Below are 24,282 nucleotides of genomic sequence, written 5' to 3' on the forward strand. Positions count from 1 at the left end.
TGGATTAAATAAAAAGCGTAAGCAGCTCGTTCAGAATGGGAGGGGGATGGAGCTTCTGACGTAGAGGCGCTTTTTGCCTCGCAGGAAGAAGTGAAGCCACCGACCATTCTAGCTGCTGAAGCTGGATTAAATAAAAAGCGTAAGCAGCTCGTTCAGAATCGCAGGACACTTCAAGCTCTCGACCTTGAAGCGCTCTTTGCTTCGAGTGAGAGAGCGAAATGCCCGGAGATTCTAGCCGCTAGAACTGGATTAAATACAAGCAGGAATACCTTATCTATTCTGCCTTAAAATCAGGTGAGTAGAAAAAAGAAAGAAATATGAAAAGGCGAAGACAAATTTTCTTGTCTTCGCTTCTTGTATTTGTGTTTCAACGTATTGATTAAAACTAGATAAAAGGGTTACAATAGTGAATATTATCCTACTTGAACTTATTGCCTTTCATTATTATTTATTTGCCTTCCGTATTTTTCCCTTTACCCATGTGAAAAGAGAATAAAGTTAAAGTGTGGTGTCTGAATGAATTTGTCAATTGCAGCATTAGAAAACATGAAATTAAAAGAGTTATACGAGCTTGCGAAGGAATTTAAGATTTCGTATTACAGCAAGTTAACGAAAAAAGAGCTAATCTTCTCTATCTTAAAAGCTCGAGCAGAAAAAGAAGGTTTCTTTTTCATGGAAGGCGTATTAGAAATTATTCAATCAGAAGGATTTGGATTCTTACGTCCTATCAATTATTCTCCAAGCTCAGAAGATATTTATATCTCGGCTTCGCAAATTCGTCGTTTCGATTTACGTAATGGAGATAAGGTTTCTGGTAAAGTACGACCTCCGAAAGAAAATGAGCGCTATTTTGGATTGCTACAAGTTGAAGCTGTAAATGGAGATGATCCAGACTCAGCAAAAGAGCGTGTACATTTCCCTGCATTAACACCGTTATACCCAGATCGCCAAATGAAATTGGAGACGGAAACGAAAAAGTTACCGACACGCATCATGGATTTAATCGCACCAGTTGGATTTGGACAACGTGGTTTAATTGTTGCGCCTCCAAAGGCTGGTAAAACAAGTCTGTTAAAAGAAATTGCACACAGTGTCACAACAAATCATCCGGAAGCAGAATTAATTGTACTTTTAATTGATGAGCGTCCAGAGGAAGTAACAGATATTGAACGTTCTGTTAAAGGTGATGTTGTAAGTTCTACTTTTGATGAAGTGCCAGAGAATCATATTAAAGTAGCTGAGCTTGTATTAGAGCGTGCAATGCGTCTTGTAGAACATAAAAGGGACGTTGTTATTTTAATGGATAGTATTACCCGTTTAGCGCGTGCTTACAACCTTGTTATTCCGCCAAGTGGTAGAACCTTATCGGGTGGTATTGATCCTGCTGCTTTTCATAGACCGAAGCGTTTCTTTGGGGCTGCGCGTAATATCGAAGAGGGCGGTAGCCTAACGATTTTAGCAACAGCGCTTGTTGATACAGGGTCTCGTATGGATGATGTAATTTACGAGGAGTTTAAAGGAACTGGAAATATGGAACTTCACTTAGATCGCTCATTAGCTGAGCGCCGTATCTTCCCAGCGATTGATATTCGTCGCTCTGGTACGCGTAAAGAAGACCTATTAATTCCGAAAGAACATTTAGACAAGCTGTGGGGTATTCGTAAAACAATGCGTGATACACCAGACTTTGTTGAAGGCTTCTTACGTAAACTTCGTCAAACAAAGACAAATGAAGAATTTTTACAAAACATTGTTGCAGACTCAAAAAGGTATGTAACCACTAAGTAAAGGGAAAAGATGGGGACTCGCTTATTTCGTAGTAAGCGAGTTTTTTATGTTTTTAAGGGAATATTAGAGAGAGTAATATATGGAAAAAATTTGTTTTTTGAGATGGAAATCATATTTGGATTGAGAGCTTGAAGTGCCCTACGATTCTGGGCGAGCCGCTTGCGCTTTAAGGTGTATCTAGTTCCATCTCCAGCGGCTAGAATGGTCGGTGGCTTCGCGTCTTCCTACGAGGCAAAAAGCGCCTCTACGTCAGAAGCTCCATCCCCCTCTCATTCTGAACGAGCCGCTTGTGCTTTTAGGTATATCCAGCTCCAGCGGCTAGAATCTCCGGCCATTTCGCTCTCTCGGTCGAAGCAAAAAGCGCTTCTTGGTCGAGAGCTTGAAGTGACCTGGATTCTGAACGAGCCGCTTGCGCTTTTAATTGATATCCAGTTCCAGCGGCTAGAATCTCCGGTCATTTCGCTCTCTCGCTCGAAGCAAAAAGCGCTTCAAGGTCGAGAGCTCCAATGCCCTGCGATTCTGAACGAGCCACTTGTGCTTTTAATTTTAAAAAGACAAAAACAGGTAGTTGCAAAATGGAGTTAGCCTTGTTATAATTTCATCATATGTGTTTCATCAATATAGTTGTGTAAGCAGCTGAAGATGAAAAACTCTGTTTCGAAAATGATTCAGGGCGGAAGGAGATGAAAAGAATGAAAGCAGGAATCCATCCAAATTACAATAAAGTTGTATTTATGGACACGAACACTGGCTTCAAATTCTTAAGCGGGTCTACAAAAGGCTCTAGCGAAACTGTTGAGTGGGAAGATGGTAACACTTATCCATTACTAAAAATTGAGATCAGTTCTGATTCTCACCCATTCTACACTGGACGTCAGAAGTTTGCTACTGCAGACGGACGTGTTGACCGCTTCAATAAGAAATACGGTATTAAGTAATAAAGAACATAAAACAGGCAAGTGTATGTATTCGCTTGTCTGTTTTTTTTGCGAAAATATTAAACCTTTGCCCTACTTTGGATTAGGAAAGTAGATGAAAGGAGAGCTCAATGTACTTAATGAATCAAAATGGTTGGATTGAAGTGATTTGCGGGAGTATGTTTTCTGGAAAATCAGAAGAGCTCATCCGCCGTATACGCCGTACACAATTTGCGAAACAACATGCAATTGTATTTAAACCATGTATTGATAATCGTTATAGTGAAGAAGATGTTGTATCACATAATGGATTAAAGGTTAAAGCAGTTCCTGTTTCAGCTTCAAAAGATATATTTAACCATGTAACAGAAGAAATGGATGTTATTGCAATCGATGAGGTACAATTTTTTGATGGGGACATTGTGGAAGTGGTGCAAGTATTGGCAAATCGTGGCTATCGTGTCATTGTAGCTGGATTAGACCAAGATTTCCGTGGTCTACCATTTGGACAAGTTCCTCAGCTGATGGCGATTGCTGAACATGTAACTAAATTGCAGGCAGTTTGTTCTGAATGTGGATCTCCTGCAAGTCGTACGCAACGTTTAATTGATGGAGAACCAGCGGCATTTGATGATCCAATTATTTTAGTTGGGGCTTCAGAATCGTACGAACCACGTTGTCGTCATTGTCATGCAGTACCTACAAAACAAAGATAAATTAAACTCGCTATGTAGAGCGGGTTTTTTTCGAAAATAGATGAAGATTGGTGGCAAGAATCTCCGGCCATTTCACTCTCTCGCTCGAAGCAAAAGCGCTTCAAGGCCGAGAGTTCCAATGTCCTGCGATTCTGAACAAGCCACCTGCGCTTTTAAATATTATCTAGCTCCAGCGGCAAGAATCTCCGGCCATTTCACTCTCTCGCTCGAAGCAAAAAGCGCTTCAAGGTCGAGAGTTCCAATGTCCTGCGATTCTGAACAAGCCGCTTACGCTTTTAAATATAATTTGCGTTTTTTTGATTAAGTACCATATACTATTTGTATTAGATACTAGGATGTAGAGGTGAATGGTGTGTTAGATCGTTTGCAAGCTGTAGAAAATCGTTATGAGAAGTTGAATGAATTGTTAAGTGACCCAGAGGTTATTAGCGATACAAATAAGCTTCGTGAGTATTCAAAAGAGCAATCTGATATTCAGGACACGGTAGAGGTGTACCGTGAGTATAAAGATGTTCGTGAGCAATTACGAGATGCAAAAGCAATGTTAGAAGATAAGTTAGACGCTGATATGCGTGATATGGTAAAAGAAGAGGTTTCTGAATTAGAAGGACAAGAGAAAACATTATCAGAACGTCTGAAAATTTTACTTGTTCCAAAAGACCCTAATGATGATAAAAACGTTATCGTTGAGGTTCGTGGCGCTGCTGGTGGTGACGAGGCAGCTTTATTTGCTGGTGATTTATATCGTATGTATAGCCGTTATGCTGAGGTGCAAGGTTGGAAAACTGAAATTATCGAAGCGAGCTATACAGAGTTAGGTGGATATAAAGAGATTATCTTTATGATTAATGGTAAAGGTGCTTTCGCGAAGCTGAAATTCGAGAATGGTGCTCACCGTGTACAACGTGTTCCTGAAACGGAATCTGGTGGACGTATTCATACATCTACAGCAACTGTAGCTGTACTACCAGAGGCAGAAGAAGTAGAAATTAATATTCATGAAAAAGATGTTCGTGTTGATACGTTTGCTTCTAGTGGTCCTGGTGGACAAAGCGTTAATACAACGATGTCAGCGGTACGTTTAACGCATTTACCGACTGGTGTAGTTGTATCTTGTCAGGATGAGAAATCACAAATTAAGAATAAAGAAAAAGCGATGAAAGTATTACGCGCACGTGTTTATGATAAATTTAGACAAGAAGCGCAAGCTGAGTATGATCAAAACCGTAAACAAGCTGTTGGTACGGGAGATCGTTCAGAGCGTATTCGTACGTATAACTTCCCGCAAAACCGTGTTACAGACCATCGAATCGGTTTAACGATTCAAAAGCTAGATCAAATCCTACAAGGTAAGTTAGATGATTTCATCAATGCCTTAGTGATGGAAGATCAGGCGCAAAAGATGGAGGCAGCTGAGTAATGCGTGTCTATGAAGCCCTGAAATGGGCTTCTTCTTTTTTACAGGAAAATGGACGAGATGAAAATGCGGGAGAAATTGTCCTTTGTCATGTATTAAAGACAAACAGAACCGGAATGCTCATGAATATGCGTGAAGAAATAACTGCGGAACAAGAGAAAAGTTTTGCAGAATTTATCCACAACCATGTAGAAGGTATTCCGATCCAATATATGCTCGGTTATGAAATGTTTTATGGCCGATCATTCTTTGTAAATGAAGAGGTATTGATACCAAGACCGGAAACAGAGGAACTTATAGTTGGAGTGCTAGAGAGAATTGAGCGCCATTTCGGTAATGAGGAGCTTCACATAGCGGATATTGGAACCGGTAGTGGAGCGATTTCTATTACGCTCGCTTTAGAAAATAAAAATCTTCATGTGTATACAGTAGATATCGCACAGGAGTCGATTGAAGTTGCAAAAGAAAATGCAAAAACTTTAGGGGCGGATGTAACTTTCTATCACGGCGATTTACTGTCTCCGTTTTATGAAACAGGTCAGAAGTTAGATGTTGTTGTTTCCAATCCTCCGTACATACCAGAGGAAGATTGGCGTGGTCTTTCTACTGTTGTGAAGGAGCATGAGCCGAAGCGTGCGCTTGTTGGTGGTGAAGATGGACTAGATTTCTATCGTCGTTTTATGGAAGAATTGCCGAATGTATTACAGAAAAAGGCGATTGTGGCGTTTGAAATTGGTGTAGGGCAAGGTGAAGATGTGAAAGCATTATTACAGCAAACTTTCCCGCGCGCTCAAGTCGAAGTTGTATTTGATATTAATGGAAAAGATCGCATGGTATTTGCAGAGATGGAGTAAGGTTAAAACCTTACTCTATTTTTTTTGAAAAAATTTATATAGATTTTGAATTTAATAGTTTAGAAAGAAGTAACTCTGTCCACACTGTTTCTAGAGGGGACGGTGGAGGAAATGAAAAAACAAGTTATTGCTTATCTTCTTCTATTATTAATTGGTGCACAGTTACTTGTGCAGTTTGGATATATGAAAGCTGATGCGAAAGGGCCTTCTGTTATTCCGAAAGAGGCCGTTCGATTACGAATTTTAGCAAATAGTGATTCAGATAAAGATCAGGCGTTAAAGCGTAAAGTACGCGATGAAGTAAAAGAGCAAATTGATGGATGGGTAGCTGATTTAACGTCATTTGAAGAAGCTCGAAAAGTAATTCAAAATCATATTCCTGAAATTGAAAAGACAGTGGCGAATACGCTGAAAAGAGAAGGAAGTAAAGAGGCGTTTCAAGTGAAATTCGGTAAGAATGTGAAGTTTCCTACAAAGGTATATGGGAATTTTATTTATCCGGCAGGAGAATATGAAGCGGTACTTATTACAATTGGAAAAGGTGAAGGTGCAAACTGGTGGTGTGTATTATTTCCACCGATGTGTTTCTTAGATTTTTCAAGTGGTACAGCTGTAAGGAAAGAAGAACATGTTGTGAAGGCTGAATCTCCTGAGGAGGGGGAAGTTAAGGAGCAAGATGAGGAAGTAGTGGATGTACCAGAGAAGAAAGAGGGTAAAGTGAAAGAAACGAAGGTTGTAAAGCAGGAAGTCGCAAAAAAAGTAACAGATTCTGAAAAGAAAGTAGTAAAACACGAAACACAAGTAGAAGAACAGCCTGTAAAAAAAGTAGAAACAAAAACTGTGGAAAAAGTGGAGAAACCTGTGGAGCAAAAACAAGAAAAGCAAAATGAGTATGTAACAGTAGAAGAGGAAGAGAAACCAGAGGTTAAATTATTTATCGTCGAAGCTTTTACATCTTTATTCTCTAAATAGTGCTATTAATAAATCCTTCCTCATATATATCAATGAGGAGGGATTTACTATGAAGAACGTGTATTTTGCTACGAAAGCAGATGTAGAAAGATTACATTCTTTTTTCGGACAAGCTAATAAAAAAGATGATAAAATAAATGAGTTGTACGCACAATTTATGATCTTGGAAGAGGCGGGAGAAATACGAGCGGTAATTGGATATGAACAAAGTGGAGAAAATGCACTTATCCGTTCTTGTTTATTCACACCTAATGTGGATAAACAGACTTTCTTATATTTTTTCGAGATGTTTTTGCAGTATATGAAAGAAAAAGATATTCGACAATTGTACTTACTCACAAATCATCCACAATCTGTGACCATCTTTCAGTTTTTTAACTTTGTCATTATAGAGAAAGAGGAAGTGCCAGAGGAAATTCGACAGTTAGAACACTTTTGTAAAAATATAAAAGAGCTAAATGCAATAATACTAAATTGTCAGCTATTCACAAAGTTATCCACGGATTAACAAGGTTTATCCACATTTTGTGGATAAACCTTGTTTGTCTTTTGGATAAATCTCATAGTAAACTAAAAATAGACAAGTATTTCATGGTAGAAAAGGACGTGGGAAAAAATGCATACAAATATGTGGGTTGTGGATAATGTTGTGGAAAGAAAAAAATATTATCCACAATTAAAAGAAGCAGCGAGATTATTAAGAGAAAATGAAGCGGTGGCCTTCCCAACGGAAACGGTTTATGGGTTAGGAGCAAACGCAATGGATGATGAAGCGATAGCGAAAATTTTTGAAGCGAAAGGGAGACCGAGCGATAATCCACTGATTGTCCACATAGGAACAAAATCTCAGTTAGATGGTATCGTAAAAGAAATTCCGCCGGTTGCAGAAAAGTTAATGGAGCATTTTTGGCCAGGACCATTAACAATCATTTTACCGAGAAAAAAAGGGATTTCAGAGAGGGTTACGGCAGGACTTAATACAGTCGGAGTGAGGATGCCGGATCATCCAGTAGCGCTCGCCCTTATTGAAGAGGCAAACGTGCCTGTTGCGGCACCGAGTGCGAATCGTTCAGGACGCCCAAGTCCAACGTTAGCTTCTCATGTGTATGAAGATTTAAATGGGAAAATTGCTGGTATTGTTGATGGCGGGGCGACAGGAGTAGGTGTTGAATCAACTGTAATTGATTGTACGAGCGAAGTTCCGACGATTTTACGTCCTGGTGGGATTACGCAGGAACAATTGGAAGCAGTAATAGGAAATGTTTCTTTAGATCCAGCTTTAAAGGATGAGAAAGAAAAACCGAAATCGCCTGGAATGAAATATACACATTATGCACCGAAAGCGCCACTTAGTATTGTTGAAGGATCCCGTGAGTTTATTCAACGTATTGTAGATGAGAAAAAGAAAGAAGGATTTAAAGTAGGTGTATTAACGACCGAAGAGTATCAACATGTGTATAGTGCAGATGTTGTATTGTCTTGTGGTGTGCGAAGCGATTTAGCCAGCGTTGCGACTAAGTTATATGATGTGCTTAGAACGTTTGATGCAAGTGAAGTAGATGTTATTTTTAGTGAATCATTCCCGAATGAAGGCATAGGAAATGCAATTATGAATCGTTTAACAAAAGCTGCGGGACATCATATTATCACTGAATGATAATGTACCTTTAGCAAACAGAATATTTTTCCTCGGATAAGCATATTGTGAAGTAGCACGTCCGAGGGGGGATATGAATGACACTTGAACAATTAATACCTTTAATAATTATGGCATTTGCCCTGGGGATGGATGCATTTTCAGTGAGCCTCGGTATGGGGATGGTAACATTAAAGTTAAGACAAATCCTTTATATAGGTATGACGATTGGGATATTTCATATTATTATGCCATTTATCGGAATGGTACTAGGACGTTTTCTATCAGAGAAGTATGGGGATGTCGCGAATTTTGCAGGAGCTATTTTATTAATTGGGCTAGGGTTCTATATTGTATATTCGTCTATTTTAGAAAGTGAAGAGACTAGAACTGCTCCAATTGGAATTAGTTTATTTGTATTTGCATTTGGTGTCAGTATAGATAGTTTTTCAGTAGGTCTTAGTCTTGGAATTTACGGAGCAGAGACAATTATTACGATATTATTGTTCGGACTAATAAGTATGTTACTGGCGTGGATGGGTTTATTGCTCGGTAGGCATGCCAAAAATATGCTTGGTACATATGGTGAAATAGTAGGTGGTATCATTCTGGTTGGATTTGGATTATATCTCCTTTTTCCTATATAATTTTATATAGGAGGGAATTATGAACAAGTTATTGGAATGGTATGTTAAGTTTTTAACCTTCTTTCCTAGATGGCTAAGAAGGCTAATAATCTGGGGTATTATTTTGCAAATTTCGATGTTAGGTTGGATTAAGTTAATTCGTGAATGGTGAGATCGTTCCTTTCTGTGCATAGTTTCGTTTGTACTATATTGATCACACTAAAAAATTACAAATATAGAAAGGATGAGATGGATGACGAGATTGAAGCAAGTTTTTGGTATTATTATTAGTTTTTTTGTTTTTTGGTTCAGTATGCTCGGTGTACAAATGTTTGCTGAGTTTTTAGATATTGAGTCATTGAAGTTTGTTGCAGGAAAATCGGAGGCGGCGCGTACTTTTTATTCTCCGTACCCGTTTTTAATTGTTTTCCTTATTACGTTACTTTCCTTATATTTCTTTGTAATAAAGCTTGGTAGATCTAAAAAAGAGAAATTCCCGGCATTAGAGGAGAAGAACGAAGAATTACGATAAAAAATCCCCCGCTTTCAGCGGGGGGTATGTTTGAGTGCAGGAGCTGAGCGAGCCGCTTGCGCTTTTAAATATATCCAGCTCCAGCGGCTAGAATCTCCGGTCATTTCACTCTCTCGCTCGAAGCAAAAAGCGCTTCAAGGTCGAGAGTTCCAATGCCCTGCGATTCTGAACGAGCCGCTTCCGCCTTTAAATGGGCCTCACTAATTCAAATTGTTCTCCTAGTTTTGCGTAGTTGTGTCCTGCTAGGCGGCTTATTGGTTTTAGTTCTTCGGCGTGAATTCGGCCGTTTTCGTATAAGTGCTCTGCGACGTGGAAGCGAACGACGCGGCCGATTAGTAGGTCACAAGCTGGCGAGTCGTCGGTTCCGCCGAGCGGTATAGCGCGTTCTAATATGCATTCCATTCGAATGTTTGCTTCTTTCACCCCTGGTACAGAAATGACCTCGCTGTCGATCGGTGTTAGTTTTGCTAATTCGATTTCACTTTCATCGGGTGGTAGGTTGGCAGCTGTTTCATTGATCGCTTCTACGTAAGACTCATCAGAAATATGTACGACAAATTCCCCTTTTTCGATTGCGTTTCGGGAAGTGTCTTTTGGTTTTCCTTCTTTTCGTTGTACTGAAACCGAGATAAGTGGTGGATTGGCAGCGACGATATTGAAATAACTATATGGCGCACCGTTCAATACACCATCTTTAGTTACAGAAGTAACGAATGCAACAGGACGTGGAATAATACTTCCTGTTAGTAATTTGTAATTATCTTTTTCGGTTTGTTCGTTTGGATTAATGGATAACATGTTGTAATCCCCTTTCTAAATATGAATACTTATTGTTCCTTTACAAGATATCAATGGGAATCTCCTGCTGAAAATAATATTTTTTTGATGATGTAAAAAAAAGAGATTACCTCGATTGTACTGAAGTAATCTCTTTTTTGGTAAATATCTTGAAATAGAGATAAATATTAAAGTAAAACGTAAGCACCAGGGCCAATTAAAGCTACACCAACAGCAACAGCGATTAACATTAAATTATACTCATATCCGTTTTGTGTTACCCAGTAACCATTTTTTCCGTGAACAGTGAAGATTGCCATTAACATTGTTCCAACGATAAATAATGAACCAACTGCAATGAAGATACCTGATGCAAATAAGAAACCACCTAGTAATTCAGTTGCGCCAGCCATAAATGCCATGAATACACCAGGGCGTAAACCGATTGATTCCATCCAGCCACCTGTTCCTTTTAAACCGTAACCGCCGAACCACCCAAATAATTTTTGAGCGCCATGACCCATGAATGTAATACCTATAATAAGACGAATAATAAGAAGACCGAAATCCATCATTTAAAAAACCTCCTAAAAGTTATTAACTTACCTTATGTAAGTAATAATAAAATAGTTACTTACTTTAGTCAAGTGGATTTCGAAAAAAGTTTGAATTAAATTTTACAAATTAACAACAAAAAACAAAATGTAGTAAAGACCTCTAGACAAGTTGGGTAAAAAAAGAGAAAATATAAGTAGAAGTTAACTTCTCATTGTTATTCAGACAATCAGAATTGACTGGAATTTTGTGAGGCGCTACAATAAGAGTCTAGTAGTAATGGCATAATTTATTTCGAAAGCGTTTTTACAGTATAACATTCGAAGTATGAAGTCTTACGTGTATTTCGATCTTGAATAGAGATTGCCCTATAAACTTTTAGGTAAATTATAAGGAGGACTATCCTATGTTTAAAAAATTATTCGGTTTTGGTTCAAAAACAAATGAAGAAACAATCGTAGCTCCATTAACTGGAGCAGTGAAAAATATTGAAGAAGTACCAGATCCAGTATTCGCTGGTCGTATGATGGGTGACGGTGTTGCGATCGATCCTACTGAAGGTGTAGTTGTATCTCCAGTTGATGGTGAAATCGTACAATTATTCCACACGAAACATGCTATTGGAATTAAAGCGAAAAACGGTACAGAAATTTTAATCCACGTTGGATTAGAAACTGTAAAAATGGAAGGTGAAGGTTTCGAAGCTCACGTTTCTGAAGGACAAGCTGTAAAAGCTGGAGATAAATTAATCTCATTCGACTTAGAATTAATTCGTGAAAAAGCGAAAAGCACAATTACTCCAATCGTTATTACAAACACAGATGCAGCTGAGTCTATTAAGACAACTGTAGGTGTAACAGCTACAAAAGGTTCAACAGAAGTAATGAAAGTTACAATGAAATAATTATTGTATGAAAGGAATCTGTTTCGTATGAAATGGATTCCTTATTTCGTTTTGTAGTGTGTTCATTATGTATGGTGAAATACTTTGGGCACTTGGAAATAGGGTTTCACATATATGTGGATAAGGCGCATTTTTCTTAGAAAAAATATAAGAGAAATGCGCCTTTCGTATATTCACATTTCTTTTGTTCTATTCTAATGTACGCTATGATAAATGGTAGGAAACAGAAAAAAGGGGTGGGTTTAGATGAAACGGGTGTTATTTGTTTGCACTGGAAATACATGCCGTAGTCCGATGGCTGAGGCTTTGCTTCGCCATTATGGAGAAGGTAAATTTGAAGTGCAATCTGCTGGTGTTTTCGCCTATCCTGGAAGCGATGCGTCGGTACATGCAAAGGAAGCTTTAGCTGAAAAAGGAATTGTAATCGATCATGCCGCGCAGCAGGTAAACGATACTTTGGTTGATTGGGCGGATATTGTAGTAACAATGACGGAAAACCATAAGCAAATTGTACTTGGGCATTATCCGAGTGTTGAAAAGAAATTGGATACATTATATGGATTAACTGAGGGTATAAGTAAGGATATTTCAGATCCATTTGGCGGATCGCTTTCTATTTATAAAGAAACGTTAGAAGAGATGGAAAAACTTGTACAAACTTTACTGGAAAAACATTCAGAAGGTTGATGTTTCGTGTATAATACGATATTGGAGATCACTTTGTTGCATTAAGGTAGCGAGTGTGAAATGAAGATAATTGATTGAAACTTTGGAGGGGTAAAAATGAAAGTAGTAGTAGCATCTGATCACGGCGGTATGAATATCCGTAAAGAACTTGTAAGTTTATTAGAAGAGTTAAATATTGAATATATTGATTTAGGTTGTGAATGTGAAGCTGGTTCTGTTGATTACCCTGATTTTGCGTTTCCGGCAGCAGAAATGGTCGCGAATGGTGAAGTAGATCGTGGCATTTTAGTTTGCGGGACAGGCATTGGTATGTCAATCGCAGCAAACAAAGTAAATGGTATTCGTTGTGCATTAGTTCATGATACTTTCAGTGCGAAAGCAACGAGAGAGCATAATGACACTAACATGTTAGCAATGGGCGAGCGTGTAATTGGAGCTGGTCTAGCGCGTGATATCGCGAAAATTTGGCTAACAACTGACTATGAAGGTGGCCGTCACGAAAACCGCGTAGGAAAAATTAAAACGTACGAAACAAAGTAATAGATTCTAACTATAAGTAGTATGAAATATAATTTGGTGAACCAACCTGTGAAAGGAAGAGGCGTAATGACAGAGATCGTAAAGGTAAGAGAACAGCTGCAAATGTCGCTTTCTGATTTCCAAGAACAAGCCACGCTGCAAAGAGGCCAAATTTTTGTAGTGGGGTGTAGCACGAGCGAAGTGCTAGGTGAAAGAATTGGAACATCAGGAACGATGGAAGTGGCAGAGGCGATTTTTTCTGAATTAAAACAATTTCAAGAGAGAACAGGTATTGAATTGGCGTTTCAATGTTGTGAGCATTTAAATCGTGCTTTAGTAGTTGAGAGAGATGTAGCGATGAAATATCAATTTGAAATTGTAACAGTTACGCCTGTTAGATCAGCAGGTGGTGCATTAGCGACGTATGCGTATCACAATTTTAAAGATCCGGTAGTAATTGAGTTTATTAAAGCAGATGCAGGAATGGATATCGGCGATACATTTATCGGTATGCATTTAAAGCATGTAGCTGTACCGGTTCGTACAAGTGTGAAGGAAATAGGAAGTGCGCATGTAACGATGGCGAAAACACGTGGGAAACTAATAGGTGGAGCACGTGCCGTTTATGCGGCAAATGAAGAAGCTATTCCGTGCCGTTAAACATGAAAAATTATAAAGTCTTATAACAGCTGTATATCGAAAGGTAAAAGGTATGTGGTCTGACTTTATAATAGAAGAAAGAAAAGACCAATTTTGGTCTTTTTTTTTCTTTTATGATATAGAAAGTCATGTTAGAATGTAGTTGAAAACATGAAGGTTCGAAAGAATTACAACCTGAATTTTCGTTTTTTCTGAATAAATGAGAAAAAACTATTGGGAATTGATGTAATTCGTTCAGAAAAGGGGGATTTTGGTGAATCATTTAAAACGTCAAGATGAAAAGGTATTTGCTGCAATTGAGGCAGAACTAGGAAGACAGCGTTCAAAGATCGAGTTAATTGCTTCGGAAAACTTCGTAAGTGAAGCAGTAATGGAGGCGCAAGGTTCTGTTCTAACGAATAAGTATGCTGAAGGATATCCTGGAAAACGTTACTATGGTGGTTGTGAACACGTAGACGTAGTAGAAGATATCGCACGTGATCGCGCGAAAGAAATTTTTGGCGCAGAGCATGTAAATGTTCAACCACATTCTGGTGCACAAGCGAACATGGCAGTATACTTCACGATTTTAGAGCAAGGCGATACAGTACTTGGCATGAATTTATCTCATGGTGGTCACTTAACACACGGAAGCCCTGTTAACTTCAGTGGAGTACAATATAATTTCGTAGAATATGGCGTGGATGCTGAATCTCACCGTATTAATTACGATGATGTATTAGCAAAAGCGAAAGAACATAAACCAAAATTAATCGTTGCAGGTGCAAGTGCATATCCTCGTGTTATCGATTTCAAACGATTCCGTGAGATTGCAGATGAAGTGGGTGCATACTTTATGGTTGATATGGCACATATCGCTGGTTTAGTAGCTGCTGGTTTACATCCAAACCCAGTACCACATGCACATTTCGTTACAACGACAACACATAAAACATTACGTGGTCCACGTGGTGGTATGATTTTATGTGAAGAGCAATTTGCAAAACAAATTGATAAATCAATCTTCCCGGGTATTCAAGGTGGCCCACTTATGCACGTAATTGCTGCAAAAGCTGTTGCATTTGGTGAGACACTACAAGATGATTTTAAAACATATGCACAAAATATCATTAATAATGCGAATCGTTTAGCTGAAGGCCTTCAAAAGGAAGGACTTACACTTGTTTCTGGCGGAACAGACAATCATTTAATCTTAATTGATGTTCGTAACTTAGAAATTACAGGTAAAGTAGCAGAGCACGTATTAGATGAAGTTGGTATTACAGTGAACAAAAATACAATTCCATTTGAAACAGCAAGCCCATTTGTAACAAGCGGCGTACGTATCGGTACAGCAGCTGTAACATCTCGTGGTTTCGGTTTAGAAGAAATGGATGAAATTGCGGCACTTATTGCTTATACATTAAAAAATCATGAGAATGAAGTTGCATTAGAAGAAGCAAGTAAGCGTGTAGAAGCGTTAACGAGCAAATTTCCAATGTATACAAGTCTATAATAGATTGAAAAAGACTGCTGAAACGTAATTGTTTTGGCAGTCTTTTTTGTGGACATATATTATTTTTAAAGTATGTATACAAATGATGAATAAATTTTGGCGATATAATGAAGGATACAGCCCCCATAATTGGTAAAGATACTAGATAGATTCATTCTAATTCACGATTTTACCAAATTTGCCCTTGAATATTAGTAGCGTTTTCTTTACAATCGTAAATAGTGTAAAAAAGCGTGTAAACGCATGAATATCATCTAAAGGAGAGATTCACATGGGAAAACTGTATGTATTTGATCACCCGTTAATTCAACATAAGATTACATATATTCGCGATAAGAATACAGGTACGAAAGATTTTCGTGAATTAGTGGACGAAGTAGCAAGCTTAATGGCTTTCGAAATTACTCGCGACCTTCCACTTCAAGACATTGAAATTGAAACACCTGTAAGCAAAGCGACAACAAAAGTGATCGCTGGTAAAAAACTTGGTTTAATTCCGATTTTACGTGCAGGTTTAGGAATGGTTGATGGAATTCTGAAATTAATTCCAGCAGCAAAAGTAGGACACGTTGGTCTATACCGTGATCCTAAAACATTGCAACCGGTAGAATACTATGTGAAACTTCCAACGGATGTAGAAGAGCGTGACTTTATCGTACTAGATCCGATGCTAGCAACAGGTGGTTCTGCGGCTGAAGCAATTAATTCTCTGAAAAAGCGCGGTGCAAAGCAAATTAAATTAATGTGTATCGTAGCTGCTCCAGAAGGAGTAAAAGTAGTGCAGGAAGAGCATCCTGATGTTGATATTTATGTAGCGGCATTAGATGAGAAGTTAAATGACCATGGTTATGTAGTTCCAGGTCTTGGTGATGCTGGTGACCGTTTATTCGGAACGAAGTAAGACAACAGACGAGAGGGGGATTCCCCGCTCGTTTTTTTTCACCCTCAGCGCACGGGGGAGGGGGAGATAAATATACAGGGTATATACAACATAAGTTATATACACATCACATATAATATAGAAGTCTTACGTCTCGGGGACACTATATTATGGAAGGAAAGCGCTATATCTTAAAAATATAATAGTGACAAACTTGTGAACATTTTCTTCTATTATAAAGAGAAAACTGTTAGAAATTGCATATCTCTAACCAGTATTTAGAAGGGGAACGTTTTCATTTTTGGGAGGAAATGCCTAATACTCAAATTTTTTGATTTTTTACGATTTCTCGTTGACACTGTTAATACCCTATTGTATGCTAACAACGGGGATAGATGGTAGGGCTTTCAGTGACAAAAATGCATCTATTCCGTGACGAAAATGTAAACTTTTTATTTTGTATAGAATTTATGCAGAAAAATGAGTTATTATTAACACATCGTGAATGAGGGTTACATATTGGAGGGATGAATCCTTGCAAAAAAACGATCGCAGCCATATAAAAGCGTATGCTTTAATGTCAGGAATACTTGCTCAGTTAGTTGGTTCTATTCTTATTGGAATCTTTGGTGGGCAATGGATTGATAATAAGGTTGGAACGTTTCCGTTGTTTCTTATTATAGGGTTATTACTCGGGTTAGGAACAGGGGTATACGCAATGATTCGACTCATTCAACATTACTATTCGGGAGAGCAATGATGATAGACGTACATGGACTTGTCCAACGACAAAAGAAATATATGTACTACTTGCTTGCGCTTCTAGTGCTAGGATGGGGAATTACCTCTTACAAGGATGTATTTCTTGGGCTGATTATCGGAACGATTTTCAGTTTTCTTAGTTTGCGCATCATTGCACGTAGAACAGACAAGCTATTAGATCGCGTAACAAATGGAGAAAACGTGAAGTTTAAGGCGACAGCGGTAAGTACATATTCAAGATTCGCCACGATTGGGTTATTAATTTTATTTGCAGCCAAATATCAAGAGTTAATTGCGATGTGGGGCTTAGGTGTAGGATTGCTGACAGGATACCTTGTCATGATCATAGATTTTCTTTATTTAGAGTATACGAGCAGGGAAGAGAGGTGAATTACTAGTGGAACACGGTAAATTAGTTGAATTTCTAGGTTTAACGTTCGATTTGTCATCAGTTATGATGGTTACTGTAGCAGCAGTTATTGTTTTCTTAATCGCTGTTATCGGAACTCGCAGCTTAGCGCTTCGCCCAACCGGAATGCAAAACTTCATGGAATGGGTGTTTGACTTCGTGAAAGGGATTATCAATAGTACGATGGACTGGAAAACAGGTGGACGATTCTTAACGCTTGGCGTTACGCTTATCATGTTTATCATCGTATCGAACTTCCTTGGTTTACCATTCATGTATTCAACAGTTGAGGCTGGCGAACATATTGCATGGTGGAGATCACCAACGTCTGATCCAGCAGTTGCATTAACATTAGCCGTGATGGTAGTTACCCTCACCCATTACTATGGAATTAAGATGAAGGGTACGAAAGAATATGCTAAAGGTTATTTCCAACCTATGAAATTCTTATTCCCATTAAAGGTTATTGAGGAGTTTGCTAACACATTAACGTTAGGTCTTCGTTTATTTGGTAACATTTACGCAGGTGAAATCTTATTAGGATTACTTGCTAAGTTAGGTGGGGCATCATTCTTAGGAGCATTAGGTGCACTTGTACCGATGTTAGCATGGATGGGATTCAGCGTATTCGTTGGTTCAATCCAGTCATTTATTTTCGTAATGTTAACGATGGTTTATATGGCTCATAAAGTAAGCCATGACCATTAATATAATTTAAGTAAGAAAAAATTTATTTTTTTATAATACAAAGGAGGACAAATTAAATGAGTTTAGGTGTAATCGCAGCTGCAATTGCAATTGGTTTATCAGCATTAGGTGCAGGTATTGGTAACGGTCTTATCGTATCACGTACAATCGAAGGTGTTGCTCGTCAACCAGAATTAAAAGGCGCACTTCAAACAATTATGTTCATCGGGGTTGCATTAGTTGAGGCACTTCCAATTATCGGTGTAGTTATTGCTTTCATCGTAATGAACAAATAAGGGAGACTCCCCTTACATAGATGGCGAAGAGTGTTTTTTGAACTTTCTTCGCCATTGCTTTATGAACTAAACGTATGTCTTTTTTTTTCATATGATCAATTTAGATATTTTGAAGGGAGTGAATCCTTGTGCCAACTTTATTATTAGGGGCTTCCATTCCATTTGGAACGATTGCTTATACATTGTTCATTTTCTTACTTCTATTAGTAATGCTACGCAAATTTGCGTGGGGTCCTTTAATGGGAATTATGAAAGAACGTGAAGAGCATGTTACTAATGAAATCGACGCTGCAGAAAGAAGTAACACTGAAGCGAAGAAGTTAGTAGAAGAACAACGTGAAATGTTAAAACAATCGCGTGTTGAAGCACAAGAGTTAATCGAAAGAGCGAAAAAACAAGCTGTAGATCAAAAAGATGTTATTGTTGCTGCTGCGAAAGAAGAAGCAGAATCAATTAAAACATCTGCTGTACAAGAAATTCAACGCGAAAAAGAGCAAGCGATTGCTGCTTTACAAGAACAAGTCGCTTCTTTATCTGTTCAAATTGCTTCTAAAGTAATTGAAAAAGAGTTAAAAGAAGAAGATCAAGTGAAGTTAATTCGCGATTATATTAAAGAAGTAGGAGAAGCGCGATGAGCAATGGGATTGTAGCAAAACGTTATGCTGTCGCTCTTTTCAAAATTGCAAAAGAAAAACACGTATTAGAAATGTTTGAAGAGGAATTACGCCTTGTACAAAACGTTTATGTAAAGAACGGAGAACTACATAGCTTTTTAACGCAACCGAACATTTCAAAAGAGCAGAAGAAAACGTTTCTTGCAAACGTATTCGCATCTGTTTCTGAATCTATTTTAAATACGTTATATATTTTAATTGATAACAAGCGTATTGATATTCTACCTGAAATTGCAGATGAATATGTTGTTCTTGCTAATGAAGAACGTAACGTAGCGGATGCAACTGTATATTCTATTCGTCTTCTATCAGAAGACGAAAAACTTAACATTGCAGAAGCATTTGCAAAAAAAACAGGAAAAGATGCAATTCGCGTGAAAAATGTTGTAGATGAAGATTTACTAGGCGGCATTAAAGTACGTATTGGAAATCGCATTTACGACGGAAGCTTACAAGGAAAATTAGCACGTATTCAGCGTGAATTAATGAAGAATAGATAGGGGTGAAGCACATGAGCATCAGAGCTGAAGAAATTAGCGCACTGATAAAGCAACAAATCGAGAACTATCAGTCTGAAATCGAAGTTAGTGATGTTGGTACAGTTATCCAAGTTGGTGACGGTATTGCGCGTGCTCATGGTCTTGATAACGTTATGGCTGGTGAACTTGTAGAGTTCTCTAACGGCGTTATGGGACTAGCACAAAACTTAGAGGAAAACAACGTAGGTATCATTATCTTAGGACCTTACACAGAAATCCGTGAAGGTGACGAAGTTCGTCGTACTGGTCGCATCATGCAAGTACCAGTAGGAAAAGAACTAATCGGTCGTGTTGTAAACCCATTAGGTCAACCAGTTGATGGTTTAGGCCCAATCAATACAACAAACACTCGTCCAATCGAAAGTCCAGCACCAGGTGTAATGGATCGTAAATCTGTTCATGAGCCACTTCAAACAGGTATTAAAGCGATCGATGCTCTTGTACCAATTGGCCGTGGTCAACGTGAGTTAATCATCGGTGACCGTCAAACAGGTAAAACAGCAGTTGCACTTGATACAATCATTAACCAAAAAGATGAAGATATGGTTTGTATCTATGTAGCTATCGGACAAAAAGAATCAACTGTACGTAACGTAGTAGAAACACTACGTAAGCACGGTGCATTAGATTACACAATCGTTGTAACTGCATCAGCTTCTCAACCAGCTCCATTATTATACCTAGCTCCTTACGCTGGTGTAACAATGGGTGAAGAGTTCATGTACAATGGTAAACACGTATTAGTAGTATATGATGACTTATCAAAACAAGCAGCGGCTTACCGTGAGCTTTCATTACTATTACGTCGTCCTCCAGGTCGTGAAGCATATCCAGGGGATGTATTCTACTTACATTCTCGCTTATTAGAGCGTGCAGCAAAATTAAGTGATGCAAGAGGCGGCGGTTCTTTAACTGCACTACCTTTCATCGAAACACAAGCAGGGGACGTATCAGCTTACATCCCAACAAACGTAATTTCTATTACGGATGGACAAATCTTCTTACAATCTGACCTATTCTTCTCTGGCGTACGTCCAGCGATCGATGCGGGTACTTCTGTATCTCGTGTTGGTGGATCTGCTCAGATTAAAGCGATGAGTAAAGTATCAGGTACACTTCGTCTTGACCTTGCATCTTACCGTGAGTTAGAAGCGTTCGCTCAGTTCGGTTCTGACCTTGATAAAGCAACACAAGCGAAACTAAACCGTGGTGCTCGTACAGTTGAGGTATTAAAACAAGGATTACACAAACCGTTACGTGTAGAGAAACAAGTTATCATTCTTTACGCTTTAACACGTGGATTCCTAGATGATATCCCAGTAGTAGATATCACTCGTTTCGAAGAAGAATTCCATGCTTGGTTAGATTCAAATGCAACTGACTTATTAAGCGAAATTCGCACAACTAAGAAACTTGCGGATGACGACAAATTTGCAGCAGCAATTAACGGATTTAAAAAAGTATTCGTAGCTTCTGAATAATAAATAAAAGCGGAAGCGGCTCGTTTTGAATGTGAGGGGGATGGAGCTTCTGACGAAGAGGCGGTCTTTGCCTCGTAGGAAGAAGTGAAGCCACCGAGCATTCAAGCCGCTGGAGCTAGATAAATAAAAAGTGAAGTCGACTGTGGCTTAGCTAGATCATATAAAAGGCATCTCAGCTTTTGAGATTGCTGACGGTTATGTAAAGGAAAAGAGTAGGTGCACCTATTCTTTTCCTTCAATCATGAGCAAGAATATCTTGCAACGTAGATTAGGAAGAGGATTCTTACTAATCGTGCCAACTTCCGGAAAAAAGGTGGTGAAAACCTGTGGCATCTTTACGCGATATAAAAGCGAAGATTAACTCGACAAAGAAAACGAGTCAAATTACGAAAGCGATGGAGATGGTATCTGCATCTAAGTTAAACCGTGCAGAGCAAAATGCTAAATCTTTCGTTCCGTATATGGAAAAGATTCAAGAAGTAGTAGCGAGCATTGCGCAAGGAAGTAAAGGGATTAATCATCCAATGCTAAATGCGCGTCCTGTAAAGCGTACAGGATACATCGTTATTACATCTGATCGCGGACTAGCAGGTGGTTATAACAGTAACGTATTACGTACAGTAAGTAACGTAATTCGTGAACGTCATAATATGGATTCAAACCAATATTCAATTATTGTGCTTGGACGACTAGGACGTGATTATTTAAAACGTCGCGGCTTTAACATCATTGATGAAGTAGTTGGATTATCTGACCACCCATCATTTACTGATATTAAAGATATTGCTTCTCGAGCAATTGCGATGTTCGCAGATGGTGCTTATGACGAGCTGTATATTTACTACAATCATTATGTAAGTAAAATTTCACAAGAAGTAACGGAAAATAAAATTTTACCGCTTACGGATGTGGCGTCTGATAAACCGACGACAGCTTATGAATTCGAACCTTCTGAAGAAGAAATTTTAAAAGTATTATTGCCACAATACGCAGAAAGCTTAGTGTACGGTGCATTACTAGACGGTAAAGCAAGTGAGCATGCGGCGCGTATGACAGCAATGAAGAGTGCTACAGACAACGCAATGGAAGTTATCGATTCACTTACACTTTCATTCAACCGTGCACGTCAAGCAGCGATTACGCAAGAAATTACGGAAATCGTTGGTGGAGTAGCGGCGTTAGAATAGTATTAAAAAGCGTAGGCGGTTCGTTCAGAATGAGAGGGGGATGGAGCTTTTGACGTAGAGGCGATTTGTGCCTCGCAGGAAAAAGCGAAGCCACCGAACATTCTAACCGCTGGAGCTAGATTCAATAAAAAGCGTAGGCGGTTCGTCCAGAACAGGAGAGTCGCGTAAGCTATAAACTAATAAAAATTAAAAGCCGACTTCTCTTAGAAAGCTGGCTAATTAAAAGAAAGCTAGGAGGGAACCCGATGAATAAAGGGCGCGTTACGCAAATCATGGGTCCGGTTGTAGACGTTAAGTTTGATGGCGGAAAGCTACCAGAAATCTACAACGCCCTTACGGTAAAACAAAGCAACGAAAACGGAGCAAGCATTAACTTAACATTTGAAGTTGCACTTCATTTAGGTGATGACACAGTTCGTACAGTTGCAATGTCTTCCACAGATGGACTTGTTCGTGGCACAGAAGTAGAAGATACTGGTAAAGCAATCTCTGTACCAGTTGGTGATGCAACACTTGGTCGTGTATTTAACGTATTAGGTGACGCAATTGACTTAGATGGTGATGTTCCTGCGGATGTACGTCGTGATCCAATTCACCGTCAAGCGCCTGCGTTCGAAGAGTTATCTACTAAAGTAGAAATTCTTGAAACTGGTATTAAAGTAGTAGACTTACTTGCTCCTTACATTAAGGGTGGTAAGATCGGTCTATTCGGTGGTGCCGGTGTAGGTAAAACAGTATTAATTCAGGAATTAATTAACAACATCGCACAAGAGCACGGTGGTATCTCTGTATTCGCTGGTGTAGGTGAGCGTACTCGTGAAGGTAACGACTTATACCACGAAATGAGCGATTCTGGCGTAATTAAGAAAACTGCGATGGTATTCGGACAAATGAACGAGCCACCTGGAGCACGTCAACGTGTTGCATTAACAGGCTTAACAATGGCTGAACATTTCCGTGATGAGCAAGGACAAGACGTACTATTGTTCATCGATAACATCTTCCGTTTCACGCAAGCGGGTTCTGAAGTATCTGCCCTTCTTGGTCGTATGCCATCTGCGGTAGGTTACCAGCCAACACTTGCAACAGAAATGGGTCAATTACAAGAGCGTATTACATCTACAAATAAAGGATCTATCACGTCTATCCAAGCGGTATACGTACCAGCCGATGACTATACGGATCCAGCACCAGCTACAACGTTCGCTCACTTAGATGCAACAACAAACTTAGAGCGTCGTTTAACACAAATGGGTATTTACCCAGCCGTAGATCCATTAGCATCTACATCTCGTGCGCTTTCTCCAGAAATCGTAGGAGAAGAGCATTACGGAGTAGCTCGTCAAGTACAGCAAACTTTACAGCGTTATAAAGAGCTTCAAGATATCATCGCTATCTTAGGTATGGATGAGTTATCTGAAGAAGATAAGTTAGTTGTACATCGTGCTCGTCGTATTCAATTCTTCTTATCACAAAACTTCCACGTAGCTGAACAGTTTACAGGTCAAAAAGGTTCTTACGTACCTGTAAAAAATACAGTTAGTGGTTTCAAAGAAATTCTAGAAGGAAAATATGATGACCTTCCAGAAGATGCGTTCCGTCTTGTTGGTAGCATTGAAGAAGTTATTGAAAACGCGAAGAAAATGATGGCGTAAGGCCTTAGGAGGGACGAATTATGAAGACATTTCCAGTCAGTATTGTAACTCCTGATGGACCGGTTTACGAAAAAGAAGTAGAAATGGTAAGCGTAAAAGCAGAGAGTGGGGAAATGGGGATCTTACCAGGTCACATTCCAACTGTTGCACCTCTAAAAATTAGTGCGGTTCGTCTGAAAAATGGTGGGCACACTGATTATGTAGCAGTAAGCGGTGGCTTTATCGAAGTTCGTCCAGATAAAGTAACTGTATTATCATCATCTGCTGAAGAAGCAAACCATATCGATATCCATCGTGCAAATGAATCGAAACGTCGCGCTGAGCAACGTATGCAAGATAAACAAGCGCATGTTGACTTTAGACGTGCAGAAATGGCCTTGCAGCGTGCTGTGAACCGTTTAAACGTTTCTGATATGAAGTAAAAAAATCCGTAAGGGCTCTTGCCTTTACGGATTTTTTGTTGTGGATATAAATAAAAAGAGGAAAAAAACGCCTCTCTTTAGGTAGGAGAGAGCATCTAGCCGTGCATAGAAGCGGTCAGAGCCTTTTTCTGCCCGATGCCAAGTGTGAAAATCAAGAAATAAAAAGAACTGCAGATTATCTTTTTGTTATATATAGCTATAAATTTAGGTGGGAAAAAAACGCCTCCCTTTAGGT

At 39.0% G+C, this 24,282-nt stretch carries 30 protein-coding genes; 28 read left to right on the forward strand and 2 right to left on the reverse strand.

The window, feature by feature from the left end; all coding sequences use genetic code 11:
* Nucleotides 1-516 precede the first annotated feature (516 nt).
* From rho to MR155_RS18275, 11 genes are all read left to right on the forward strand, one after another.
* Complete coding sequence (gene rho, locus MR155_RS18230; RefSeq protein WP_002016308.1) at nucleotides 517-1,788, forward strand: transcription termination factor Rho; 1,272 nt, start codon at nucleotides 517-519, stop codon at nucleotides 1,786-1,788.
* 692 nt (nucleotides 1,789-2,480) lie between these two features.
* On the forward strand, nucleotides 2,481-2,726 hold the full coding sequence (locus tag MR155_RS18235) for a type B 50S ribosomal protein L31 (protein ID WP_000643447.1): 246 nt from the start codon (nucleotides 2,481-2,483) through the stop codon (nucleotides 2,724-2,726).
* Between the two features lie 110 nt (nucleotides 2,727-2,836).
* A complete protein-coding gene (locus tag MR155_RS18240) occupies nucleotides 2,837-3,421 on the forward strand; it encodes a thymidine kinase (protein WP_002016305.1) in 585 nt (194 codons plus the stop codon).
* A 352-nt stretch (nucleotides 3,422-3,773) separates the two neighbouring features.
* Entirely contained in the window at nucleotides 3,774-4,841 is a 1,068-nt protein-coding gene (prfA, locus tag MR155_RS18245) for a peptide chain release factor 1 (protein WP_002139009.1), read from the forward strand.
* A complete protein-coding gene (gene prmC, locus MR155_RS18250; RefSeq protein ID WP_002143879.1) occupies nucleotides 4,841-5,692 on the forward strand; it encodes a peptide chain release factor N(5)-glutamine methyltransferase in 852 nt (283 codons plus the stop codon). The genes prfA and prmC overlap by 1 nt, the downstream gene beginning before the upstream one ends.
* Nucleotides 5,693-5,803: 111 nt before the next feature.
* Nucleotides 5,804-6,664 carry a stage II sporulation protein R gene (spoIIR, locus tag MR155_RS18255; protein WP_242310794.1) on the forward strand — a complete coding sequence of 287 codons (861 nt, stop codon included), beginning with the start codon at nucleotides 5,804-5,806 and terminating at the stop codon, nucleotides 6,662-6,664.
* A gap of 49 nt (nucleotides 6,665-6,713) precedes the next feature.
* Nucleotides 6,714-7,172, forward strand: a complete 459-nt coding sequence (locus MR155_RS18260; protein WP_002016300.1) for a GNAT family N-acetyltransferase — start codon at nucleotides 6,714-6,716, stop codon at nucleotides 7,170-7,172.
* A 108-nt stretch (nucleotides 7,173-7,280) separates the two neighbouring features.
* Nucleotides 7,281-8,321: an L-threonylcarbamoyladenylate synthase gene (locus MR155_RS18265; protein ID WP_113936187.1), complete on the forward strand. Its 1,041-nt coding sequence runs from the start codon at nucleotides 7,281-7,283 to the stop codon at nucleotides 8,319-8,321.
* A 77-nt stretch (nucleotides 8,322-8,398) separates the two neighbouring features.
* Entirely contained in the window at nucleotides 8,399-8,947 is a 549-nt protein-coding gene (locus tag MR155_RS18270; RefSeq protein ID WP_113936188.1) for a manganese efflux pump MntP, read from the forward strand.
* Between the two features lie 19 nt (nucleotides 8,948-8,966).
* On the forward strand, nucleotides 8,967-9,098 hold the full coding sequence (locus tag MR155_RS31815) for a hypothetical protein (protein ID WP_001037634.1): 132 nt from the start codon (nucleotides 8,967-8,969) through the stop codon (nucleotides 9,096-9,098).
* Nucleotides 9,099-9,179: 81 nt separating this feature from the next.
* Nucleotides 9,180-9,458: a DUF3935 domain-containing protein gene (locus MR155_RS18275; protein WP_002034899.1), complete on the forward strand. Its 279-nt coding sequence runs from the start codon at nucleotides 9,180-9,182 to the stop codon at nucleotides 9,456-9,458.
* Nucleotides 9,459-9,644: 186 nt separating this feature from the next.
* Here MR155_RS18275 and MR155_RS18280 read toward each other — a convergent pair whose 3' ends face one another.
* Both MR155_RS18280 and MR155_RS18285 read right to left on the reverse strand, forming a co-directional pair.
* A complete protein-coding gene (locus MR155_RS18280; protein ID WP_219300825.1) occupies nucleotides 9,645-10,256 on the reverse strand; it encodes a flavin reductase family protein in 612 nt (203 codons plus the stop codon).
* Between the two features lie 167 nt (nucleotides 10,257-10,423).
* A complete protein-coding gene (locus MR155_RS18285; RefSeq protein ID WP_219300826.1) occupies nucleotides 10,424-10,810 on the reverse strand; it encodes a DoxX family protein in 387 nt (128 codons plus the stop codon).
* A 386-nt stretch (nucleotides 10,811-11,196) separates the two neighbouring features.
* On the opposite strand from MR155_RS18285, the gene MR155_RS18290 reads away from it, so the two are divergent.
* The 17 genes from MR155_RS18290 (at nucleotide 11,197) to atpC (ending at nucleotide 24,047) form a co-directional block, all read left to right on the forward strand.
* Nucleotides 11,197-11,694, forward strand: coding sequence for a PTS sugar transporter subunit IIA (locus tag MR155_RS18290; protein ID WP_002016294.1), 498 nt, complete (start codon nucleotides 11,197-11,199; stop codon nucleotides 11,692-11,694).
* Nucleotides 11,695-11,940: 246 nt separating this feature from the next.
* On the forward strand, nucleotides 11,941-12,381 hold the full coding sequence (locus tag MR155_RS18295; protein WP_113936191.1) for a low molecular weight protein arginine phosphatase: 441 nt from the start codon (nucleotides 11,941-11,943) through the stop codon (nucleotides 12,379-12,381).
* A 96-nt stretch (nucleotides 12,382-12,477) separates the two neighbouring features.
* Nucleotides 12,478-12,921, forward strand: a complete 444-nt coding sequence (gene rpiB / locus MR155_RS18300) for a ribose 5-phosphate isomerase B (protein WP_000869917.1) — start codon at nucleotides 12,478-12,480, stop codon at nucleotides 12,919-12,921.
* A 66-nt stretch (nucleotides 12,922-12,987) separates the two neighbouring features.
* Nucleotides 12,988-13,560 (forward strand): TIGR01440 family protein, encoded by a 573-nt coding sequence (locus MR155_RS18305; RefSeq protein ID WP_002089746.1) that lies wholly within the window; start codon nucleotides 12,988-12,990, stop codon nucleotides 13,558-13,560.
* Between the two features lie 253 nt (nucleotides 13,561-13,813).
* The gene (gene glyA, locus MR155_RS18310) at nucleotides 13,814-15,055 is read left to right on the forward strand and encodes a serine hydroxymethyltransferase (protein ID WP_242310796.1); all 1,242 of its coding nucleotides are present in this window, start codon (nucleotides 13,814-13,816) and stop codon (nucleotides 15,053-15,055) included.
* A 271-nt stretch (nucleotides 15,056-15,326) separates the two neighbouring features.
* Nucleotides 15,327-15,956, forward strand: a complete 630-nt coding sequence (gene upp, locus MR155_RS18315; RefSeq protein ID WP_002139017.1) for a uracil phosphoribosyltransferase — start codon at nucleotides 15,327-15,329, stop codon at nucleotides 15,954-15,956.
* 374 nt (nucleotides 15,957-16,330) lie between these two features.
* Nucleotides 16,331-16,444, forward strand: a complete 114-nt coding sequence (locus tag MR155_RS18320; RefSeq protein ID WP_000232963.1) for a DUF4024 domain-containing protein — start codon at nucleotides 16,331-16,333, stop codon at nucleotides 16,442-16,444.
* A gap of 26 nt (nucleotides 16,445-16,470) precedes the next feature.
* Complete coding sequence (locus tag MR155_RS18325) at nucleotides 16,471-16,695, forward strand: AtpZ/AtpI family protein (protein ID WP_002089742.1); 225 nt, start codon at nucleotides 16,471-16,473, stop codon at nucleotides 16,693-16,695.
* A complete protein-coding gene (locus MR155_RS18330; RefSeq protein WP_002016288.1) occupies nucleotides 16,695-17,087 on the forward strand; it encodes an ATP synthase subunit I in 393 nt (130 codons plus the stop codon). Before MR155_RS18325 ends, MR155_RS18330 begins: the two co-directional genes overlap by 1 nt.
* A gap of 7 nt (nucleotides 17,088-17,094) precedes the next feature.
* On the forward strand, nucleotides 17,095-17,814 hold the full coding sequence (gene atpB / locus MR155_RS18335; RefSeq protein WP_002089740.1) for a F0F1 ATP synthase subunit A: 720 nt from the start codon (nucleotides 17,095-17,097) through the stop codon (nucleotides 17,812-17,814).
* Nucleotides 17,815-17,870: 56 nt separating this feature from the next.
* Nucleotides 17,871-18,089: a F0F1 ATP synthase subunit C gene (gene atpE, locus MR155_RS18340; protein ID WP_000052064.1), complete on the forward strand. Its 219-nt coding sequence runs from the start codon at nucleotides 17,871-17,873 to the stop codon at nucleotides 18,087-18,089.
* Nucleotides 18,090-18,217: 128 nt separating this feature from the next.
* Nucleotides 18,218-18,724, forward strand: coding sequence for a F0F1 ATP synthase subunit B (atpF, locus tag MR155_RS18345; RefSeq protein ID WP_002113045.1), 507 nt, complete (start codon nucleotides 18,218-18,220; stop codon nucleotides 18,722-18,724).
* Nucleotides 18,721-19,263: a F0F1 ATP synthase subunit delta gene (atpH, locus tag MR155_RS18350; RefSeq protein ID WP_002113044.1), complete on the forward strand. Its 543-nt coding sequence runs from the start codon at nucleotides 18,721-18,723 to the stop codon at nucleotides 19,261-19,263. Before atpF ends, atpH begins: the two co-directional genes overlap by 4 nt.
* An 11-nt stretch (nucleotides 19,264-19,274) precedes the next feature.
* Entirely contained in the window at nucleotides 19,275-20,783 is a 1,509-nt protein-coding gene (gene atpA / locus MR155_RS18355; RefSeq protein ID WP_113936192.1) for a F0F1 ATP synthase subunit alpha, read from the forward strand.
* A gap of 326 nt (nucleotides 20,784-21,109) precedes the next feature.
* Nucleotides 21,110-21,970: a F0F1 ATP synthase subunit gamma gene (gene atpG / locus MR155_RS18360; RefSeq protein ID WP_002016283.1), complete on the forward strand. Its 861-nt coding sequence runs from the start codon at nucleotides 21,110-21,112 to the stop codon at nucleotides 21,968-21,970.
* A 245-nt stretch (nucleotides 21,971-22,215) separates the two neighbouring features.
* Nucleotides 22,216-23,625 carry a F0F1 ATP synthase subunit beta gene (atpD, locus tag MR155_RS18365; protein ID WP_002139020.1) on the forward strand — a complete coding sequence of 470 codons (1,410 nt, stop codon included), beginning with the start codon at nucleotides 22,216-22,218 and terminating at the stop codon, nucleotides 23,623-23,625.
* A 20-nt stretch (nucleotides 23,626-23,645) separates the two neighbouring features.
* Entirely contained in the window at nucleotides 23,646-24,047 is a 402-nt protein-coding gene (atpC, locus tag MR155_RS18370; protein ID WP_002016279.1) for a F0F1 ATP synthase subunit epsilon, read from the forward strand.
* The last annotated feature ends 235 nt before the right edge of the window (nucleotides 24,048-24,282 follow it).

Source organism: Bacillus cereus group sp. BfR-BA-01331, from assembly GCF_022663915.1.
Lineage (GTDB): Bacteria > Bacillota > Bacilli > Bacillales > Bacillaceae_G > Bacillus_A > Bacillus_A mycoides.

Coding starts and splice junctions, on each gene's coding strand:
- rho (WP_002016308.1), top strand. CDS start 517: ATGAATTTGTCAATTGCAGCATTAGAAAACATGAAATTAAAAGAGTTA.
- MR155_RS18235 (WP_000643447.1), top strand. CDS start 2,481: ATGAAAGCAGGAATCCATCCAAATTACAATAAAGTTGTATTTATGGAC.
- MR155_RS18240 (WP_002016305.1), top strand. CDS start 2,837: ATGTACTTAATGAATCAAAATGGTTGGATTGAAGTGATTTGCGGGAGT.
- prmC (WP_002143879.1), top strand. CDS start 4,841: ATGCGTGTCTATGAAGCCCTGAAATGGGCTTCTTCTTTTTTACAGGAA.
- spoIIR (WP_242310794.1), top strand. CDS start 5,804: ATGAAAAAACAAGTTATTGCTTATCTTCTTCTATTATTAATTGGTGCA.
- MR155_RS18260 (WP_002016300.1), top strand. CDS start 6,714: ATGAAGAACGTGTATTTTGCTACGAAAGCAGATGTAGAAAGATTACAT.
- MR155_RS18265 (WP_113936187.1), top strand. CDS start 7,281: ATGCATACAAATATGTGGGTTGTGGATAATGTTGTGGAAAGAAAAAAA.
- MR155_RS18270 (WP_113936188.1), top strand. CDS start 8,399: ATGACACTTGAACAATTAATACCTTTAATAATTATGGCATTTGCCCTG.
- MR155_RS31815 (WP_001037634.1), top strand. CDS start 8,967: ATGAACAAGTTATTGGAATGGTATGTTAAGTTTTTAACCTTCTTTCCT.
- MR155_RS18275 (WP_002034899.1), top strand. CDS start 9,180: ATGACGAGATTGAAGCAAGTTTTTGGTATTATTATTAGTTTTTTTGTT.
- MR155_RS18280 (WP_219300825.1), bottom strand. CDS start 10,256: ATGTTATCCATTAATCCAAACGAACAAACCGAAAAAGATAATTACAAA.
- MR155_RS18285 (WP_219300826.1), bottom strand. CDS start 10,810: ATGATGGATTTCGGTCTTCTTATTATTCGTCTTATTATAGGTATTACA.
- MR155_RS18290 (WP_002016294.1), top strand. CDS start 11,197: ATGTTTAAAAAATTATTCGGTTTTGGTTCAAAAACAAATGAAGAAACA.
- MR155_RS18295 (WP_113936191.1), top strand. CDS start 11,941: ATGAAACGGGTGTTATTTGTTTGCACTGGAAATACATGCCGTAGTCCG.
- rpiB (WP_000869917.1), top strand. CDS start 12,478: ATGAAAGTAGTAGTAGCATCTGATCACGGCGGTATGAATATCCGTAAA.
- MR155_RS18305 (WP_002089746.1), top strand. CDS start 12,988: ATGACAGAGATCGTAAAGGTAAGAGAACAGCTGCAAATGTCGCTTTCT.
- upp (WP_002139017.1), top strand. CDS start 15,327: ATGGGAAAACTGTATGTATTTGATCACCCGTTAATTCAACATAAGATT.
- MR155_RS18320 (WP_000232963.1), top strand. CDS start 16,331: ATGGTAGGGCTTTCAGTGACAAAAATGCATCTATTCCGTGACGAAAAT.
- MR155_RS18330 (WP_002016288.1), top strand. CDS start 16,695: ATGATAGACGTACATGGACTTGTCCAACGACAAAAGAAATATATGTAC.
- atpE (WP_000052064.1), top strand. CDS start 17,871: ATGAGTTTAGGTGTAATCGCAGCTGCAATTGCAATTGGTTTATCAGCA.
- atpH (WP_002113044.1), top strand. CDS start 18,721: ATGAGCAATGGGATTGTAGCAAAACGTTATGCTGTCGCTCTTTTCAAA.
- atpA (WP_113936192.1), top strand. CDS start 19,275: ATGAGCATCAGAGCTGAAGAAATTAGCGCACTGATAAAGCAACAAATC.
- atpD (WP_002139020.1), top strand. CDS start 22,216: ATGAATAAAGGGCGCGTTACGCAAATCATGGGTCCGGTTGTAGACGTT.
- atpC (WP_002016279.1), top strand. CDS start 23,646: ATGAAGACATTTCCAGTCAGTATTGTAACTCCTGATGGACCGGTTTAC.